This is a genomic window from Singulisphaera photorubra (assembly GCF_045290345.1).
In the GTDB taxonomy this organism is placed as follows: Bacteria; Planctomycetota; Planctomycetia; order Isosphaerales; family Isosphaeraceae; genus Singulisphaera.
This window is the reverse complement of the sequence record NZ_CP155447.1, coordinates 2,551,203-2,565,970: the sequence shown is the minus strand read 5'-3', so window position 1 is coordinate 2,565,970 and position 14,768 is coordinate 2,551,203. Positions and strand designations below refer to the sequence as shown.

Sequence of the window (14,768 nt, the reverse complement as noted above, 5' to 3'; positions counted from 1 at the left end):
ATCCTATCGGAGAATGGGATCTCCAACGGCGAATCACTTTGCCGGGAGCCGGTTTTCACCGACGACCGCGCCGATTATCATCGTTGGTGCCACCATGCAGTCTGCCTTGCCATTAGAGGTGATCCGCCTTGGCCAAAAAAAAGAAAACCCCTCCGAAGCCGCAGCTCGAGGAAGTGCCGCAGCCGCAGCCGTTCACCCGGCCGCCGACGAACTACGAGCTGATCTACGGGGAAAGCTACACGCCGCTGGAACGGCTCCGAATATGGGACGAAGATAGATTCGAAGCGTATGTTCATGAATGGCTTTTTTCGCTAAAGCAGGCCGGGAAATATGGCAAGATCGTGTGGGCGCCGGGCTCGGGCGACAAGGGGCGGGATGTACGCGCGTACGTCACGGATGAGCAGGGCGAATGGCCGGGTCGCCCAGGGGGATTACTCCCCCCGGGCTCCCACTGATCCAGACGTGCGTGTTTCACGCATCTGGCTCGTCATGTCATGAACGCGCTACGGGACGACACACTGAGTGGATCGCCAGCGGTGGCGGGAGCGGGTGACGCTCCAGAAACCGATTGAACTGATCCCAGGCGATGTCACCATCACGGCGCCGCCGTGACAGGCTCCGCCTCCAGAGTCGGACCGCCCCACTCCGGAATCGAGAGCGCAACCGAATTGCCCGTGATCCCGTAGTAAGCAAAGTGGCCCGTCAGCTTCTGGCACAGGGTCTGGTGCTGGGCCGCCATGTCAAGGTGCCGGTGCTGCCGGAACCACTCCTTCAGCGACCGCAGCCCCCGGCTGAATCGACTCCGCGACGTCCTCCGCTTCACCACCGGGTTCCCCTTCAGCGAATAGGACCAGAAGTGCGTGAACCCCAGCAGGTCGAATGCCCCAGGGGGTTCACGAGGCGCTTCGGTCGGTTGCTGGGAGGCACGGTTGGGCCGCTCGAACGGCACCAGCCGCGTCTTATCAGGGTGGATCGTCAGGCCGTATTTCGCGAACCGCTTGGGAAGGACCGCCATCACCCGGCGGGCGTCTTCTTCACAGGCGAAGCCTATGACGAAGTCATCCGCATAGCGCGTCAGGAACGCCCCCTCCCTCAGACGCGGTCGGACCTCACGCGCGAACCAGTCGTCCAGCACGTAGTGCAGGAACAGATTCGAAAGGATGGGGCTGACCACCCCGCCCTGAGGGGAACCCATGGCCGGACGCGTAACGCTGCCAGCTTCGAGGACCCCCGCGTTCAGCCACTTGCCAATCAGTCGAAGCAGCACGCCATCTCGAATCCGACGCTTGAGAAAGGCCCGGAGATGGCCGTGGTCGATCGTGTCAAAAAATTGACGAACGTCCACATCCAAGATCCAGCCACCCCTCATCCCCATCGTCTGCCGCCACACGGCGTCCAACGCCTGAGTGCGCGAGCGGCCCGGCCGGAAGCCGTACGAACAATCCAAAAGTCTTGTTCGTAGATAGCTTCGAGGACCATGACCACCGCTCGCTGAAGTATCTTATCTTCAAGGTCGGTATCCCCAGCGGACGAGTCTCGGTGGTCGAGCCCGCCTTGGGATGTGAACCCGACGCACCGGAGCGCTTGGTATGTTCCGGACTTGGCTCGTTCCAGCAGCGACACAAGGTTGCCCCTCAGGTCCGCTGCGTAGTCCGCGGCCGTCTGTCCGTCGACACCTACGGCACCATCCTTGCGTGTTTTCTCGTACGCCTGAAGCAGCCAGTCGAAGTCGATGAGATGGGCCAAGGACGTGAATCCCATCACCGGACTTTGCCTCGCGAGTTGGGCGATCCGTTGTCGTTTCGTGGACACGTCCACGGGTTCCGATGCACCCGCCATGTTTCCCTCCAACGGTGTCATGACACGGTGCCCCCTTCCCTCCGCCGGGTCCCTTCGGAATCGGTTCCCCGGGTTCCGCGGTGTCGGGTCGGAGGAGGCGCGTCGAAACGCTGGCCTCCGTCCGCCGCTCAAACTGGACGTGCGGTTTTCCCGCATCCAGCTTTCACAAAGGCGCATCAATGGCGCAGGTGCAAAGAAGGAATCAGGTAGATCAGGCGCACGAGTCCCAATTCGCCGTACAGGTGACGCTCCGGAAGCTGTTTCCAACCTCGGCAGCGCCAACGTTTGAATCGCTGTGACCAGAGGCGACGCAGGATCCAACGGTCGAGTTGGGCGAAGAGCGTACGGATGTGGGCTTTGCAGTAATGCTGGCCCCATCCGCGGATGACCGGATTGAGTTCGGCGATGAGTGCCGGGTACTCACCGGAGCTTTGCGCCGAGTCCGCTGGCGAATCTGATCCTGAAGTGCTCGATCGACTTCTCCCGCGGGTACGCGTAGAGGTTGCCTTGACGGCAGCCCGTACGGATCTTGCCCGGAGCCAGCTTCAGAGGCCGGCGACCGCGTTTGATCTTGTATCCCAGGAACTCAAAGCCGGTCGTGACGTGTACGATCCGCGTCTTCTCGACGTTGAGCGTCACACCCAGTGCTTCCAGGATCTTGGTGGCCTCAGCCAATACCCGGCACGCTTCTGCCCGAGTGTGACACGTAACCACCCAATCGTCAGCATAGCGCGTCAGCCGAAAGCCTCGGCGACGCATCTCGCGGTCAAACGGAGTCAAAAGGATGTTACTCAACAGGGGGGAAACGATCCCACCCTGAGGAGTACCCTGCTCGGTCGGGAGGCGTTGGCCCTCGGACAGGACGCCGGCCTTGAGCATGCGCTCGATCAGCCGGAGCACTCGCCCGTCCGAGATTCGTTGGGCAACGAGTGTTAAGAGCTTTTCATGATTAACCGATCCAAAGAAATCTTTGAGGTCGGCGTCGATGATCCACTCGGCTCCTGTGCCCAACTCCTTCCAGATTTTTCGCATGGCATCCTTGGTCGATCTCCCTTTACGGTATCCGAAGCTGGCATCATCGAATACTGGTTCGAAGATCGGCTCCAGCCGGTTCAGTAGGGCCTGCTGACATACCCGGTCATAAATGGTCGGGATGCCGAGCGGGCGAAACTTGCCCGGCTGGCCGGCTTTGGGGATCAATTGTCGTCGCACCGGCAGGGGTTGATAAGTGTCGCTCTTGAGTTCCGCATGGAGTCGGTCCAGTTGCTCCTCGAGCACCTTCTCGAAATCCATCAAGGATTGCCCATCGACGCCACCGGCCCCGCCGTTGCCCTTGACCTTAAGCCAGGCATCCTCCAAGTTCCATCGCTTGTAAACCTTGTCCACTAGAGAATGGACCTTCTTGTCCCCAGTCGGGTTGAGCCAGTCCGCCAGTCTCCTCGGGCGATCGCGTACGGGTTTTTCACTCATGGAACTGATCCTCACGATAGCCCTTACTTGTCCGGCATCGTGTCTCGCGCCAACCACCTTTGCCGGCCGCCTTCCCCAGCCCACTCAGCTGCCGATCGCTCGGTCACGAGGCTTTCGCCTCGCTTCTGGTACTATTCGGCCGTCCGACGACTCGCCCGGCATCGCTCGCCACTTCGCCTTTCGGCTTATAGGGTCACTGATCCCGGTGCCACCCAGGAACCGAACGAGTCCTCCTGGGGTCACGTCTAGATCTTCCGTACCGTGCCGTCCGCAAACACCTTGATACGGTGGGTGAATGAGAACGCCTTCGCCCCCATAGTGCGGGCTCGACCTTGCCCCACCTTTGGCCGACCGGTTCATCATGGAGATGGCTCTCCTCGATTACGGCCCGGTACTTCTCCGCAAGCCTTTCGGATCCCGCCTCGCGGCGGACACCCTGCCCTCTGGTTGTCTTTGCGGACAGAGCGCGACAGTAGGTGCATCCCCTTGGCTGTATCCGTCGTTTCCGACTTCGTGCCCGTATAGGGTTCTCCATGGTTGCGTTCCCCAGCCGACGAGGCATTACCCCCGTCTTTGGATACACCGCCCCTCATTCGAGCGGCCAAGGGACTTGAACCCTCCGGATCTAAACGCTGCCCAGCACACACTATGGGGCACTCCGACTCCCCGCCATCCGTCTCGCCACGCGTCGTTGCCTTCGCGGGGCGATACCACCGTTGCATCGCAGGTTTGCTCCCCTCGGGCGGCGATGCGCGTCCCGGAGGCTCCGGGGAGTTGGTGTCCCGGTTCCCGAGCCGGAAATTGCGGTGGAGACGACGGGGTCTCCCAGGTTCCTGGGGAACCCTGATGGTCATCGCCCGTGCTCTCCGACCCCGGCAGGACCGACCGCGCTCTGCGGGACCAAGTGTAGCGCGACCGGCGCGGCCCCCGCATATGTCCACAACGAAGGCTCCCAGCGTCTTGACTTTTCGGGGCTCGATCACACGGCCTTTGACCTGGCTGTCTACGCTTCGCAGTGAGGGTCGCCCCTCCCCACGCAAGACTCGCTTCTGGCTGCTGGCCCGGCTCTGCCAGGCGGGATTGAATACCCGCAGGGTTCCGACGAAAGGTTTCTGAGTTCGAGGCTCTTCCTCCTCTCCCAAGCTTTCCTGGCGCAAGGACAATTATCAGTGCAAGCATTACAAGAGCGCCCTCGCCCCGGGCGACGTCTGGATCGAGCTGGGCAAGCTCTGCCTCTACACCTATCGCAAGGATTTCCGCGTGCCGCAGAAGTATTACTTCGTGGCCCCGTTCGACCTCGGCCCCGACCTGTCGACCCTGCTGGAAACGCCCGCCGACCTGAATGCCTTGCTGATCGCGGAATGGGAGAAGCCCACCAAAGCCGGCGTCGCGGCCAAACTGGTCCCGCTCGACGCCGGGTTGCGCGCCTACATCGAGGGCTTCGACTTCAGCATCGTCAGCTTCAAGCCGCAGAGGGAGATCATCGAGGAGATCACGGAAACCGAATTCTACAAACGGACGTTCGGATGCGGCGGGCTGGTGCGGCCGCCGCTCGACCCGATCCCCGATGCGCCCGCTCCCGAAGAGCTGAACTACGTCCAGGCGCTCCGCGTCGCGTTCGCCGAATTCCTCGGCATGCAGCACGCGGATACGACGGACGAGATCATCGGCGGAAACCCTGCCCTCAAAATCTTTTACAAAATTTCGCGGGAGTGTTTCTACAAGGCGGAGCAGCTCTATCGGTTCGGCCGCGACACGTTCCCGACCAGCCATTGTTTCGAGGACTTGCAGGACCAGGTGTACACGGGCATACTAGCGGCGGCCAGCGCCCGGTATGATCACGGCTACGCCAAAGCGCTGGCGGTGACGTCCGAGGCGGGCAAGCTCCAACTGGGCAACCACTTCCTGGTGGGGCTGAAGCTGGTCGAGGTGCGCGACTGTCACGGGATTTGCCATCAGATCGTCAACAGCAACGACGGGCGCCTGAGCTGGTCGGTAAAAACGCAGGAGCCGGCCAATGGGTGACAATCCGCGAAATTCGCCGAGCCCCTTCAATAGCGCCGTCGAGAGCGGGCTTCGCGCCATCGTGCTGCTCGCGGCCTCATCGCCGCGCGGATGCGACCTGAGGCGGCTCGTGGTCTACGACTACCTGCTGGTGCATTCCGACGACGCGCCGGACGGGCCGACCAGCCTCCACCCTCGCACCCCGCACCGTTCCGGCGAATTGCTCGTGCGCAGGAAGATGCTCCAGGACGGCCTGGTGCTCATGATCTCGCGCGAGCTGGTTGCGACCGATTATTCTGACGACGGCATCACCTTCCGAGCCACGGAATTGACGAACGGCTTCCTGCGGTATCTCCAGAGCGACTACGCCCGCGATCTGCAGGACCGGGCAGGCTGGGTGGTCGAGAATTTCGGCTCGTATTCGGACGAAGACCTCACCATCTTCGCCATGAGCCACCTGCGCGACTGGGGCGGGGAATTCGTCAACGAATCGCTGGTACGGCATCCCGAGGCGTGGACATGAAACGAATCACGCTCGCGATGCTGGAGGTTACCAACGGCAGCCTGCCGCCGGCGATTCTCGATTTTCAAGCGGGGCTGAACGTCCTGTCCGGCAAGGAAAACCGCGGCAAGAGCTACGCCTTTTCGTGCCTGGATTTCTTGTTCGGGGCCAAAGCCCCGCCGGAATCGAACCGCCATTCGACGGGCTATGAGAGGGCCACGCTGTATTTCTCGACCAGCGACCGCAAACGCGGGGTCATGAGGCGGGAATTCAAGGACGGCGGCGCGGAGATGCTGCCCTACCACCCACTCGATTCCGATGTCCCGGGGGACGGCTGGAAGAAGCTGACCAAAGGGCACAGCTCCAAGCGTGAGAGCCTGGCGGGATATTGGCTGGATGCGATGGGGATAACGCCGACGTCCCTTCGCGGCAACGCCTCGGGCTCGCTGAAAGCGCTGACGATCCGCTACATAGCGCATCTGATCTTGATAGATGAGCTGCGCATTATGGACAAGCGATCGCCCGCCAAGTCCAGCCAGGTGGTGGCTTGGCCGGCGGACATTGATGCCCTCGCTTACGTCATGAACGCCAGGCTCAATCCGCCCGAGGTGGCGGTGGCGGTGGTCCAGGCAATCAGCATGCCGCCCGGGGTACGGGAATGGATCATAACGGAAATCGCTCGCATCGACGTGCAGATCGAGGAGTCGGCGACCGAATCGAACCCGGGCGACGATGAGCTGACGCTGGTATCGCGGCGAGCTGAGGAATTCGCCGCCGCATCGGATTCGGCCGCCAGCGAGCTGCGGGAAGTGCTGGTTAAAATCACCGACGCCCAAACCTCGTTGACCGCGGCGCGCTCCCAGCAGACCGCATCGCGCGAGGTTTTGGAGCGGCTGAAACTTCTGCGAGAATACTACGAATCTGACCTTCGCCGCCTCGCCGCCGTAAACGAAACGGCCTTCCTGCTCGAACAATTGAACCAGGTGCCGTGCCCGACCTGCTTCCACCCATTCGACGCGGAGTCTTTGGCCGCTTCCGATGTAGCGAAGGATTATCTGCGTGACATACAACGCGGCACGAAAGCTGAGGCCAAGAAGATCGCGCGAATTCAGGCCGATCTTGACGAAACGCTGGCGTCTGCCCGGCAGGGCAATGAGCAGGCCCGGGGCAGCGAGCGTTTCTGGTCGGATGTCCTGGAATTCATGCGGTCGATGGCTGAAGGGCAAAGCAAGCGCGTCGCCCAGGCGCATGCCGAAGTGACGAAGACTTTTTCGGAGCTGGGCCGCCTGGCGCAGCGGAAATCGCTCAAGGACAGGCGAAACGAGCTGCTGGCGCAACTCGGCGAAATGCCAGCGGAAGAAGTGGAAGTCCCCGCGGATCGCGAGGACGGGAAGACGCAATTCGACCAGGCTGCCGTCGACGATTTCTGCGGAATCGTCGCCGCCATACTGGAGGCATGGAAATGGAATTACACGCCCCGGCCGATCGCCGTCGAGCTTGACCTATCCACGCTGGAGCTGAAGGTGTCCGGCTCGGCACGCAGCTCGTTCGGCAAGGCGGCCCGCGCGCTGCTGAGTTCAGCCTTCCTTATCGGGCTGATGGATTATTGCCTCGGCAAGGACCTGCCGCATCCGGGTTTCGTCGTGCTGGACTCGCCGCTGACGACCAAGCAGGATTCCCGCGTCGCATCCGATGCCGACGAGGTCGGGGCCGAGGTGTCTGACGACGTGCTGAACGCCTTCTTCGAACACCTCGCCCTCAACTATTCGGACCGGCAAGTTATCATCATAGATAACAAGGAACCGCCGCAGCACCTGATGCCGCGGATAAACCATATTCGCTTCGGTGACGACCGGCTCGCCACGAGGGCCGGGTTCTTCGGATAATAGTGATCAGCATGCCGGGGGATTCATGGCGAAAAAAAAGAGTGACGGCGCGAAGAAGGGACCACGTCCGGGGGTTAAACCGGTCGTGGATACCAATGAAGCGGAATCACGTCATGAAGCGGGGCATGCGGTTGCCGCTGTGCATTTTGGCTATATGGTGTTTGGTATCGACATAGTCCCCAAGATCGTACCCTGCACGGGGGCCAGATGGGAAAGGCCGAAGTCGATCTGGGCCTGCCCGAGCCGGAATTGCTGTTCGGGCGGGGGGAGGATGCCGATGACGGCGTCCTCGTCACGCTTTACGCCGGGTTTCAGGCGTAGAAAAAGGTCAACCCCAAGGCCGCGCTGGAACAGAACCACGAGGCATCCGACGGCGGGCGCGCCATGCGTTACGCATTAGCCGCTATGATCACGCCGGTCATCGAAAATGGGCGGATGGTCATGAAGGGCGAGGATCTTGACCGCAATATGGAGCGGATCAAGGCGTTCCTGAAACGTGCCGAGGACGAGGCTGCAGAACTGGTTGCTAAATACGAGAACGCAATCGACGCGCTGGCCGCGCTGCTGCGTAAAAGGGGAAGCATCCCCGGCGACGAGGTTGTACGGTTCCTGACAATATAGAACTAATACCTTGGCTCACTCAGTTGGCTCAGATGGAATGCTCGAGGGAAAAGGTCCCTAAGGTCGCGTCCGACATTTGACGGGCAGCATCATCGACCGAACTTTCTCAGCAGCCGGCCACAATAAAACGACCGTCACTCTGGAAGCGTGCATGGCCCCTGGTGCCATCCTCCCCCCCTTCGACGACCTGAGCAACTGGAAGCAGGGCGACCAACGCGCCCCGCACAAGCCCCTCCTCGTCCTCTACGCCCTCGGCCGGTGGCAGGCCGGTCAGAAGGACGTCTCGTTCCGCGAGGTCGAGCCCGACCTGTCACCCTGCTGCGCGAGTTCGGGCCGCCGCGGAAGTCGGACCACCCCGAGCAGCCGTTCTGGCGGCTTCAGCGTGACGGCGTCTGGACCATCCACGCTCCACCCGGTCTCACCCTGAAGACCGGCGACGATATCCCTCGCATCGGCGAGCTGCGGTCGCACGACGTGCGAGCCGAGTTCTCCCCTGACGTACAGGCCGCCCTCTCATCGGACCCCGCTCTCGCCAGCCGGATTCTCGAGCGTCACTTCCCCAAGTCGCTCCACCCGGACATCCTGAACGCGGTCGGCCTGACACTGGAGACGAACGCCACGCGTCGGAAACGCGACCCGACCTTCCGCCCGCGTGTGCTCAAGGCTTATGAGTACCGCTGCGCCGTCTGCGGCTTCGACGTGCGGCTCGGCTCGGTGTCCATCGCATTGGATGCTGCCCACATTCGATGGCACCAAGCGGGCGGTCCGGAGACCGAAGATAACGGCCTCGCCCTCTGCGTCCTGCATCACAAGACCTTCGATCTTGGGGCCTTTACCGTCCGGGAGGGCGTGCTACTCGTCTCCGACCAGGCGAACGGTACGACGGGTTTCCAAGAATCCCTTATGGCTCATCACGGTAAGCCGATTCAATAAGCCCAGCATCCCGACTGGCGGCCGCAGCCAAAGCATCTCGACTGGCACGGCCGCGAGGTGTTCAAGGGGGAAGCCAGGCATCGTAGATAACATAAACGACCCCGGGTGGTTACTCCAGGGTCGGCGGGATCATTTCGTTGACGTCACCATAATTATCGAGGTCGAGGTTAGACCACGGTGACGTCATTCTCCTCTTCGATGGCGTATCGATAGACGCCGACGAGGAACTGGTCCCGTCGACGCGCAGGGACGAGGGACATGCACCGCGGGAGTTCCCGGACGAACCAGGCGATGACCGTCGCATCGTCCCGCCGCATGATCGCGTCCTGCATGGCCTCGACCTTGCCGACGAAGGTCTCCTCATCGAAGTCTTCGTAGAGGAGGCCCGCGGCGGCCGCTGTCAGCTTGTAGCCGGCCCAGAGATAACCGTCCCGGTTGTCGCGTGAGGCATCTTGACAAGTCGCGCGGAAGAATGTGGGACACGCACCGCAAACCGTCTTCGTCTGAATCATGGCAGGCACCTTGGCTGGAGGGTCAAATTACCACATGCTCCATAGGAGCCCAAGCCATACCTCGCCAAGCCATGTGAGGGTGAGTGTACCGCTCCGTGCCGGGCCGTCGCAAGATCGAATCAGGGGCATCGTTTACCTTGTGCGGAGTAATCTGCAACGGTCACGCCGATCAGGGACAGCGATCCGGGGAATGAATGGTGCCTCCTGACCACACTTGGTCTGCGGAGCTGACTGCCTCACTTGTCCGGCCTCCTTCCCCGCGGTAGGCTCGATCAATCGCGAGCCTTAACCGCGACACAATCCGAACCAGGGATTCATCCCTGATTCTCAGCGCTCCGACCGGATGTTAAGGCCCGGGCGGAGCGTTTTCGTTTCTAGGATGTGATCATGATCGACGTCACATGTCGATGCGGGAAGCTGCTCAGAGCCAAGGACGAGGCGGCCGGCAAGTCGGCGAAATGTCCCAAGTGCGGCGAATCAATTGAGATCCCGATTCCGCCGAGAGTAAGCAATCAGGCGAACCGGATGGACTTGGGGATCGATTTGGCAGCCCAGCTCCCAGCCGAGCCTCCTTCGCGGCCGTTCTGGAAAGACCCTGTGTTCATCGTAGGGGCAACGGTCCCCGCTGTAGTGTTGCTGGCCTTCTTTGTCTATCTGGCCATCCAGCGTACGGGTCGCGTCCACAGGGAGCAGATCATAGCGATAAACACGAACGCCAACAGCGATCGCTTGGCCGGAAAAATTAAAGCAGCGTATGACAAGTATGGTCAGGCCATAAGTCTGTTCAAGCCAAAGGATTTGACAGACGAGACTGTTCGCGCGGCGATTGAAGAAGCGAAAGCGCACCGGCTGAAACTCGAACCCATCGTAACCGCCCAACTCGAACGAGAGCAGAAGGAACGAGAACGGCTCCAAGCCGAGGCGAAAGAGAAAGCCGAAGAAGCCGAGAGAGTCCAGGCGGCATTCGCACGAGATAAGGAAGAAGCGGAACGGTACGCGAAGGTTTCCGCTGACGTAACCGGTGGCGCCTGGATCGTAAATAAGCTGGGCAAGTCCGACATAATCCGAGGATTGAACGTTTATCTGATCAATCTCAAAATGCCTCGCGACGAATTATCGCGGCCAATCGAGGCGTTCGAGTTCATCACAAGGGAGCAAGCAAAGAAGACGCAGGACAGCCACTCAGCAGCTTTACCAGGCTCGCAGACCACTTCGCGGAGATGGGGCGACAACCTTCGACCGACAAGATCGACATGGCTTACTTCTACACCCTCGCAAGGCAAGCCGCCATCGGGGACGAATCGACCCGATCCAACAACGGCAAATTCAGGGCGATCACCCAAGATGACCTCTGGACTGTCCTGGTCCCAAAAGTTAGCGCGGCGAAGGCAATCTCGAACATTGATGGGAAGTACCAGTTCGAGAACGTACCAGGTGGTCGCTACTTTATTTACTCGCTCTATGCCACCGAACACGCCCTCGTTGAATGGGTCGTTCCCTTGGAGGTCGCGACCACATCGCCGATAGCGAAGGATTTGTTCAACGATAACGCAGTGCTGATCCTCAACAAGGACGGTGACTAGTGCCACAACGCGGAATGAACATTTTATGAGGGCACATAGCTCACTGGATTGCGTGAATTGCGTAGTTTGATGCGGTGATGAGGTGGAACGAAATGGAGGCGACGTTTCTTCGGGAGGGGTTTGCCGGTGTAGGTCCAGTTGAAGGGATGGGCCATGGTCTTGTTGTAATAAGAGATGAACTCACGAATTTGGGACTCGAGTTCGGGCACCGAAGTGAAGGTTGCGCCCCGCAGGCTTTTTCGGTGGAGGATGCCGAAGAAAATCTCGATCTGGTTGAGCCACGAACTGTGTTTGGGAAGGTAGACGAAGCGGATCCGGTGGTTAACGTCCGTGAGAAACTCACGTCGCGATTTCATGGACTCGAGAATCCCGCGAACGTTTTTTTCCCAGAGGATCGTCGTCGCCGCACTGTTTCGCGACCCATCGGACCAGGCTTTCCGAGGCATGGGTGTTCAGATTGTCAGCAATGAAAATCCACTCACCGGTGGAATCTTGGTTCACGGTTCGCGCAATGTGATCGACGAACTCCGCTTCGGTACGGGTCGCCTCCAGTGTGGGGGAAAGGATCTGGCCGGTCACAACGTCGAGGCCGGCGGTCAACGTGGTGGTGCCATGACGTGTGTACTCGAACTCCTGTTTGGCCACGCTGCCGGGTTGAACGGGCTTGTCCGGGGCATTGCGTTCGAGAGCTTGGAGCGACGTCGCCTCGTCCACGCTCACCGTGTGAACGCCGTCCGCCGCCGCCTTGCGTGGGGCGTCGAGATACGTCTGGCAGACCGTGGCGGCCTCGCGTTCGAAGGTCTCGGGATTCTTCTCCGTTGTGTTGAGCCACATCTTCGAGCGATGCGGCTGAAGCGCCGACTGCTTCAAATAGCGGCCCACCTGAGCGACGGAAAGGCTGTCCACGATCTTGCGTTTGACCACCTCGTCGCGCAGTTCTCGGTGCGTCCAACGAGCGATCGGACGGCCCGACAATTTCGGCGACTCGCACGCCACGGCCAAGATCTGCGCGACCTGCTCTGCGGTCACTTTCCCTGGAGATCCCGACCGCGGCGCGTCGGCCAACACGGCGAGGATGGCTTCGCGGAGCCGGTGCGGCTCGGTGCATTCCCAAACACACAGCGAATCCCAAGCCTCATGCCACCGCCGTCGCCAGACACCGACCTGCTGCCGGTTCAGCTCGACCTCCAACGCGATCTGGTCGTTGAGCAGCCCCTGGACGCCGCGTACCAAGATCAACGCCCGCTGCCCAATCCCCTTGGCCACGGTGCGCGACCGACTGAGCTCCTGCAAGATCGCCCACTGCCTCTCGCTCACCCTGACCTTTGCGGCTGTCCCTGGCATCAGTATCCTCCTTGCCTCACCAGCGAGGACTGGGAGAGATACGCAAATTCCCGGCTTCAAGAAAGCCCAGTTCCGTCTTACAGCACTAGGGCATGCCGCGATTGTGAGTGCAGGTTCACGAGGCTCCTAACCGCGTCGACGGTAATCGGCAACGGCGCGGCCGCCACTTCCGCATCCCGGGTCATCTTCGGCTTGCGAGGGCCGCCGTTCATGGCGACGAGAGAGCAGGCGTAGCGGAACAACTCGAAGTCGTCGACTTGGCGATGTGCGCCGCTGCCGATGGCGATCATTTTACTGGCGTCAGTAAAATGATCGAGAACTGGCGCACGTCGGTCACTGGGCCCCGGGGATCGACAGAAGCGCAGCTAATGCTCGCCTGCCAGCGCTGTTAGAATGCCAAATTAGGGACGGTCGAGTCGACGGATCGAGAGCCCCCTGTCTTTCGTCTCAGCAGGCCATGATCGGCCCGGGCATCTCCAGGCTGGTGGAGATCGTGTCGGACTGTGCCCGCTCGAGATTCGTGGCGTAGGAATTGGATGTGGGTGACGGAGAGCCGGACGGAGCAAGCCGATGATCACGGAGAGCATCAAGGGCATGCTCGAAGCATGCGAGACCGGGCACCCGGTTTTTCCACCGTCCGTCCTGTTCAACGAGGGCTGGCTGCTGCGCATCGTCCTCGACTGGTTCGAACACCACGGCGGTGATCGCTATCCGCTCTCGCCACGACCCGGCGCCCGCTGGTTCTCCGAGCCCTGGCTCCCCTCGGCCTTCCTCCCGCGCTACCGCGGCGATCGGCTGGCCGAGGCGCGATCGCATGCAGACGGCGTTCTCGGGCACTTCTCCATCGGCGACCCAGGCACGGCGGGCCTCACGCTCCAGCCCGATGCGATCCAAATCGTCGTCATTGAGGCCAGGCTCTTCGCCCGCCTCTCCACGGGTGTGAAGAACGCGCCCTACTTCGACCAGGCGGCTCGCAGCGTAGCCTGCATCGCCGAGGTTCTCCGCCGCGCCGGGCGCCAGGCGGAATCGATGGACGATCTCGCCCTGCTGATCCTCGCCCCCCAGGCCCGGGTCGATGACGGCGTTTTCGCCTGGTATGCCGCGCACGATGCCATCCGCCGCAAGGCCCGCCGACGAGTCGAGAATTATGCGGGGGAGCGCGACGCCTGGTTCCGCGACTGGTTCGAACCGACCTGGCGGCGGGTCGAGGTCCGTTGCCTCTGCTGGGAGGAAATCATCGAGGTAATCGCGTTCCATCGCCCGGAGGCGGGCCAAGTCATCGACAGCTTCTATGGGAGATGCTTGCACTACAATCGACCACGGTCTCGGGCCGCCTTTCCCGGAAGGCGCTTCGGCTCGGCCGGCGAACGAGGTGAAGCCGCGGGCATCGATCGCCCCGCGGACTTCAACCCTCCCGTCGCTGCGGGCGACCAGTTGGAGCGAAAATCGGGGACAAGAGGCGAAAGGGTGGAACCCAAGTCAGCCGGAGAAGTGCCCTACGTCACCGAGGGAGGAGACGGTGAGCCAACTTCAGATCTCGATCGGCGAGTCCCGGTGCCATTGGCGGCCGAAGGGCCCGCTACAGCAATTCGGGGATGATGACCATCCCCTCAGCGAGGTCGCCCACGACGTGGGTCCTCCCGTCTCGCCATAGTTGGGCGGTCAGGGCGCAGACCACCGCGACTAACTGGTGCTCCGACGTATTCGGGGGCCCCAGCCCCAGGACCAGGGGGCGGATCGCCAGAGAGAGGTCTCCCCGGCCTCGGGCCGTTTTCCTGCCGGCCGTGAGAAGCCCCCAACACCCGCAAAGTGGCGAAGGTGTAGACATTTGAGAGGTTCGTATCCCAAGTCGCGGATGGCCAGGGTGATCCGCCCACCCCGACTGGCGAGGACCTTCAGAAGGGCGGTCGCGAGCGTGGGGATGCGCATCCGGTCCAGATTCAGCTCCCATTGCCTGCTCCTCGTGCCGAGGTCGGTGTGGCAGGGGGAGTCGTCGTCCAGGCAGCAGCGGCCAGCCGGGCGGGTAAGTGAGGTACCCCAATTCGGGCTGCACCGTCGCGAGCGGAAGCAGGGC

General features: G+C 61.5%; 16 protein-coding genes and 1 pseudogene. 8 read left to right on the top strand and 9 right to left on the bottom strand.

The window, feature by feature from the left end:
* Window positions 1-128: 128 nt before the first annotated feature.
* Entirely contained in the window at window positions 129-455 is a 327-nt protein-coding gene (locus tag V5E97_RS09815) for a hypothetical protein (protein WP_406699144.1), read from the top strand.
* 140 nt (window positions 456-595) lie between these two features.
* Here V5E97_RS09815 and V5E97_RS09810 read toward each other — a convergent pair whose 3' ends face one another.
* The 4 genes from V5E97_RS09810 to ltrA all read right to left on the bottom strand — a co-directional run bounded on the left by V5E97_RS09810 (window position 596) and on the right by ltrA (window position 3,309).
* Window positions 596-1,390, bottom strand: coding sequence for a reverse transcriptase domain-containing protein (locus V5E97_RS09810; RefSeq protein WP_406699143.1), 795 nt, complete (start codon window positions 1,388-1,390; stop codon window positions 596-598).
* Complete coding sequence (locus V5E97_RS09805) at window positions 1,366-1,839, bottom strand: hypothetical protein (protein WP_406699142.1); 474 nt, start codon at window positions 1,837-1,839, stop codon at window positions 1,366-1,368. Before V5E97_RS09805 ends, V5E97_RS09810 begins: the two co-directional genes overlap by 25 nt.
* Window positions 1,840-2,015: 176 nt before the next feature.
* The gene (locus tag V5E97_RS09800) at window positions 2,016-2,225 is read right to left on the bottom strand and encodes a group II intron maturase-specific domain-containing protein (RefSeq protein WP_406701143.1); all 210 of its coding nucleotides are present in this window, start codon (window positions 2,223-2,225) and stop codon (window positions 2,016-2,018) included.
* 34 nt (window positions 2,226-2,259) lie between these two features.
* Window positions 2,260-3,309: a group II intron reverse transcriptase/maturase gene (ltrA, locus tag V5E97_RS09795; protein WP_406699141.1), complete on the bottom strand. Its 1,050-nt coding sequence runs from the start codon at window positions 3,307-3,309 to the stop codon at window positions 2,260-2,262.
* Between the two features lie 1,281 nt (window positions 3,310-4,590).
* Between ltrA and V5E97_RS09790 the strand changes: the two genes are divergently transcribed.
* The 5 genes and pseudogenes from V5E97_RS09790 (at window position 4,591) to V5E97_RS09770 (ending at window position 9,255) form a co-directional block, all read left to right on the top strand.
* On the top strand, window positions 4,591-5,334 hold the full coding sequence (locus tag V5E97_RS09790; RefSeq protein WP_406699139.1) for an ABC-three component system protein: 744 nt from the start codon (window positions 4,591-4,593) through the stop codon (window positions 5,332-5,334).
* Window positions 5,327-5,836 (top strand): ABC-three component system middle component 2, encoded by a 510-nt coding sequence (locus V5E97_RS09785; protein ID WP_406699138.1) that lies wholly within the window; start codon window positions 5,327-5,329, stop codon window positions 5,834-5,836. Before V5E97_RS09790 ends, V5E97_RS09785 begins: the two co-directional genes overlap by 8 nt.
* Window positions 5,833-7,701 carry a hypothetical protein gene (locus V5E97_RS09780; RefSeq protein WP_406699137.1) on the top strand — a complete coding sequence of 623 codons (1,869 nt, stop codon included), beginning with the start codon at window positions 5,833-5,835 and terminating at the stop codon, window positions 7,699-7,701. Before V5E97_RS09785 ends, V5E97_RS09780 begins: the two co-directional genes overlap by 4 nt.
* A gap of 384 nt (window positions 7,702-8,085) precedes the next feature.
* Window positions 8,086-8,322: a hypothetical protein gene (locus tag V5E97_RS09775; RefSeq protein WP_406699136.1), complete on the top strand. Its 237-nt coding sequence runs from the start codon at window positions 8,086-8,088 to the stop codon at window positions 8,320-8,322.
* 151 nt (window positions 8,323-8,473) lie between these two features.
* A pseudogene (locus V5E97_RS09770) lies at window positions 8,474-9,255 on the top strand (phosphorothioated DNA-binding restriction endonuclease).
* 167 nt (window positions 9,256-9,422) lie between these two features.
* On the opposite strand, the gene V5E97_RS09765 reads toward V5E97_RS09770, so the two are convergent.
* Window positions 9,423-9,767 carry a hypothetical protein gene (locus V5E97_RS09765; protein WP_406699135.1) on the bottom strand — a complete coding sequence of 115 codons (345 nt, stop codon included), beginning with the start codon at window positions 9,765-9,767 and terminating at the stop codon, window positions 9,423-9,425.
* Window positions 9,768-10,987: 1,220 nt separating this feature from the next.
* Here V5E97_RS09765 and V5E97_RS09760 point away from each other — a divergent pair.
* Entirely contained in the window at window positions 10,988-11,350 is a 363-nt protein-coding gene (locus V5E97_RS09760; RefSeq protein ID WP_406699134.1) for a hypothetical protein, read from the top strand.
* 23 nt (window positions 11,351-11,373) lie between these two features.
* Here V5E97_RS09760 and V5E97_RS09755 read toward each other — a convergent pair whose 3' ends face one another.
* From V5E97_RS09755 to V5E97_RS09745, 3 genes are all read right to left on the bottom strand, one after another.
* Window positions 11,374-11,706: a transposase gene (locus tag V5E97_RS09755; RefSeq protein ID WP_406699133.1), complete on the bottom strand. Its 333-nt coding sequence runs from the start codon at window positions 11,704-11,706 to the stop codon at window positions 11,374-11,376.
* Window positions 11,690-12,694: a helix-turn-helix domain-containing protein gene (locus V5E97_RS09750; RefSeq protein ID WP_406699132.1), complete on the bottom strand. Its 1,005-nt coding sequence runs from the start codon at window positions 12,692-12,694 to the stop codon at window positions 11,690-11,692. The genes V5E97_RS09755 and V5E97_RS09750 overlap by 17 nt, the downstream gene beginning before the upstream one ends.
* Window positions 12,695-12,771: 77 nt before the next feature.
* Window positions 12,772-12,984: a hypothetical protein gene (locus V5E97_RS09745; RefSeq protein ID WP_406699131.1), complete on the bottom strand. Its 213-nt coding sequence runs from the start codon at window positions 12,982-12,984 to the stop codon at window positions 12,772-12,774.
* Window positions 12,985-13,264: 280 nt separating this feature from the next.
* Between V5E97_RS09745 and V5E97_RS09740 the strand changes: the two genes are divergently transcribed.
* Window positions 13,265-14,293: a hypothetical protein gene (locus V5E97_RS09740; RefSeq protein ID WP_406699130.1), complete on the top strand. Its 1,029-nt coding sequence runs from the start codon at window positions 13,265-13,267 to the stop codon at window positions 14,291-14,293.
* Here V5E97_RS09740 and V5E97_RS09735 read toward each other — a convergent pair.
* Window positions 14,274-14,522: a hypothetical protein gene (locus V5E97_RS09735; protein ID WP_406699129.1), complete on the bottom strand. Its 249-nt coding sequence runs from the start codon at window positions 14,520-14,522 to the stop codon at window positions 14,274-14,276. The genes V5E97_RS09740 and V5E97_RS09735 overlap by 20 nt on opposite strands.
* Window positions 14,523-14,768 lie beyond the last annotated feature (246 nt).

Bases quoted from the DNA above. Each gene is read 5' to 3' on its own strand.
- V5E97_RS09805 (WP_406699142.1), bottom strand. From the start codon at position 1,839: ATGGCGGGTGCATCGGAACCCGTGGACGTGTCCACGAAACGACAACGG.
- ltrA (WP_406699141.1), bottom strand. From the start codon at position 3,309: ATGAGTGAAAAACCCGTACGCGATCGCCCGAGGAGACTGGCGGACTGG.
- V5E97_RS09785 (WP_406699138.1), top strand. From the start codon at position 5,327: ATGGGTGACAATCCGCGAAATTCGCCGAGCCCCTTCAATAGCGCCGTC.
- V5E97_RS09780 (WP_406699137.1), top strand. From the start codon at position 5,833: ATGAAACGAATCACGCTCGCGATGCTGGAGGTTACCAACGGCAGCCTG.
- V5E97_RS09775 (WP_406699136.1), top strand. From the start codon at position 8,086: ATGCGTTACGCATTAGCCGCTATGATCACGCCGGTCATCGAAAATGGG.
- V5E97_RS09765 (WP_406699135.1), bottom strand. From the start codon at position 9,767: ATGATTCAGACGAAGACGGTTTGCGGTGCGTGTCCCACATTCTTCCGC.
- V5E97_RS09760 (WP_406699134.1), top strand. From the start codon at position 10,988: ATGGGGCGACAACCTTCGACCGACAAGATCGACATGGCTTACTTCTAC.
- V5E97_RS09755 (WP_406699133.1), bottom strand. From the start codon at position 11,706: ATGAAATCGCGACGTGAGTTTCTCACGGACGTTAACCACCGGATCCGC.
- V5E97_RS09750 (WP_406699132.1), bottom strand. From the start codon at position 12,694: ATGCCAGGGACAGCCGCAAAGGTCAGGGTGAGCGAGAGGCAGTGGGCG.
- V5E97_RS09745 (WP_406699131.1), bottom strand. From the start codon at position 12,984: ATGATCGCCATCGGCAGCGGCGCACATCGCCAAGTCGACGACTTCGAG.
- V5E97_RS09740 (WP_406699130.1), top strand. From the start codon at position 13,265: ATGATCACGGAGAGCATCAAGGGCATGCTCGAAGCATGCGAGACCGGG.
- V5E97_RS09735 (WP_406699129.1), bottom strand. From the start codon at position 14,522: ATGTCTACACCTTCGCCACTTTGCGGGTGTTGGGGGCTTCTCACGGCC.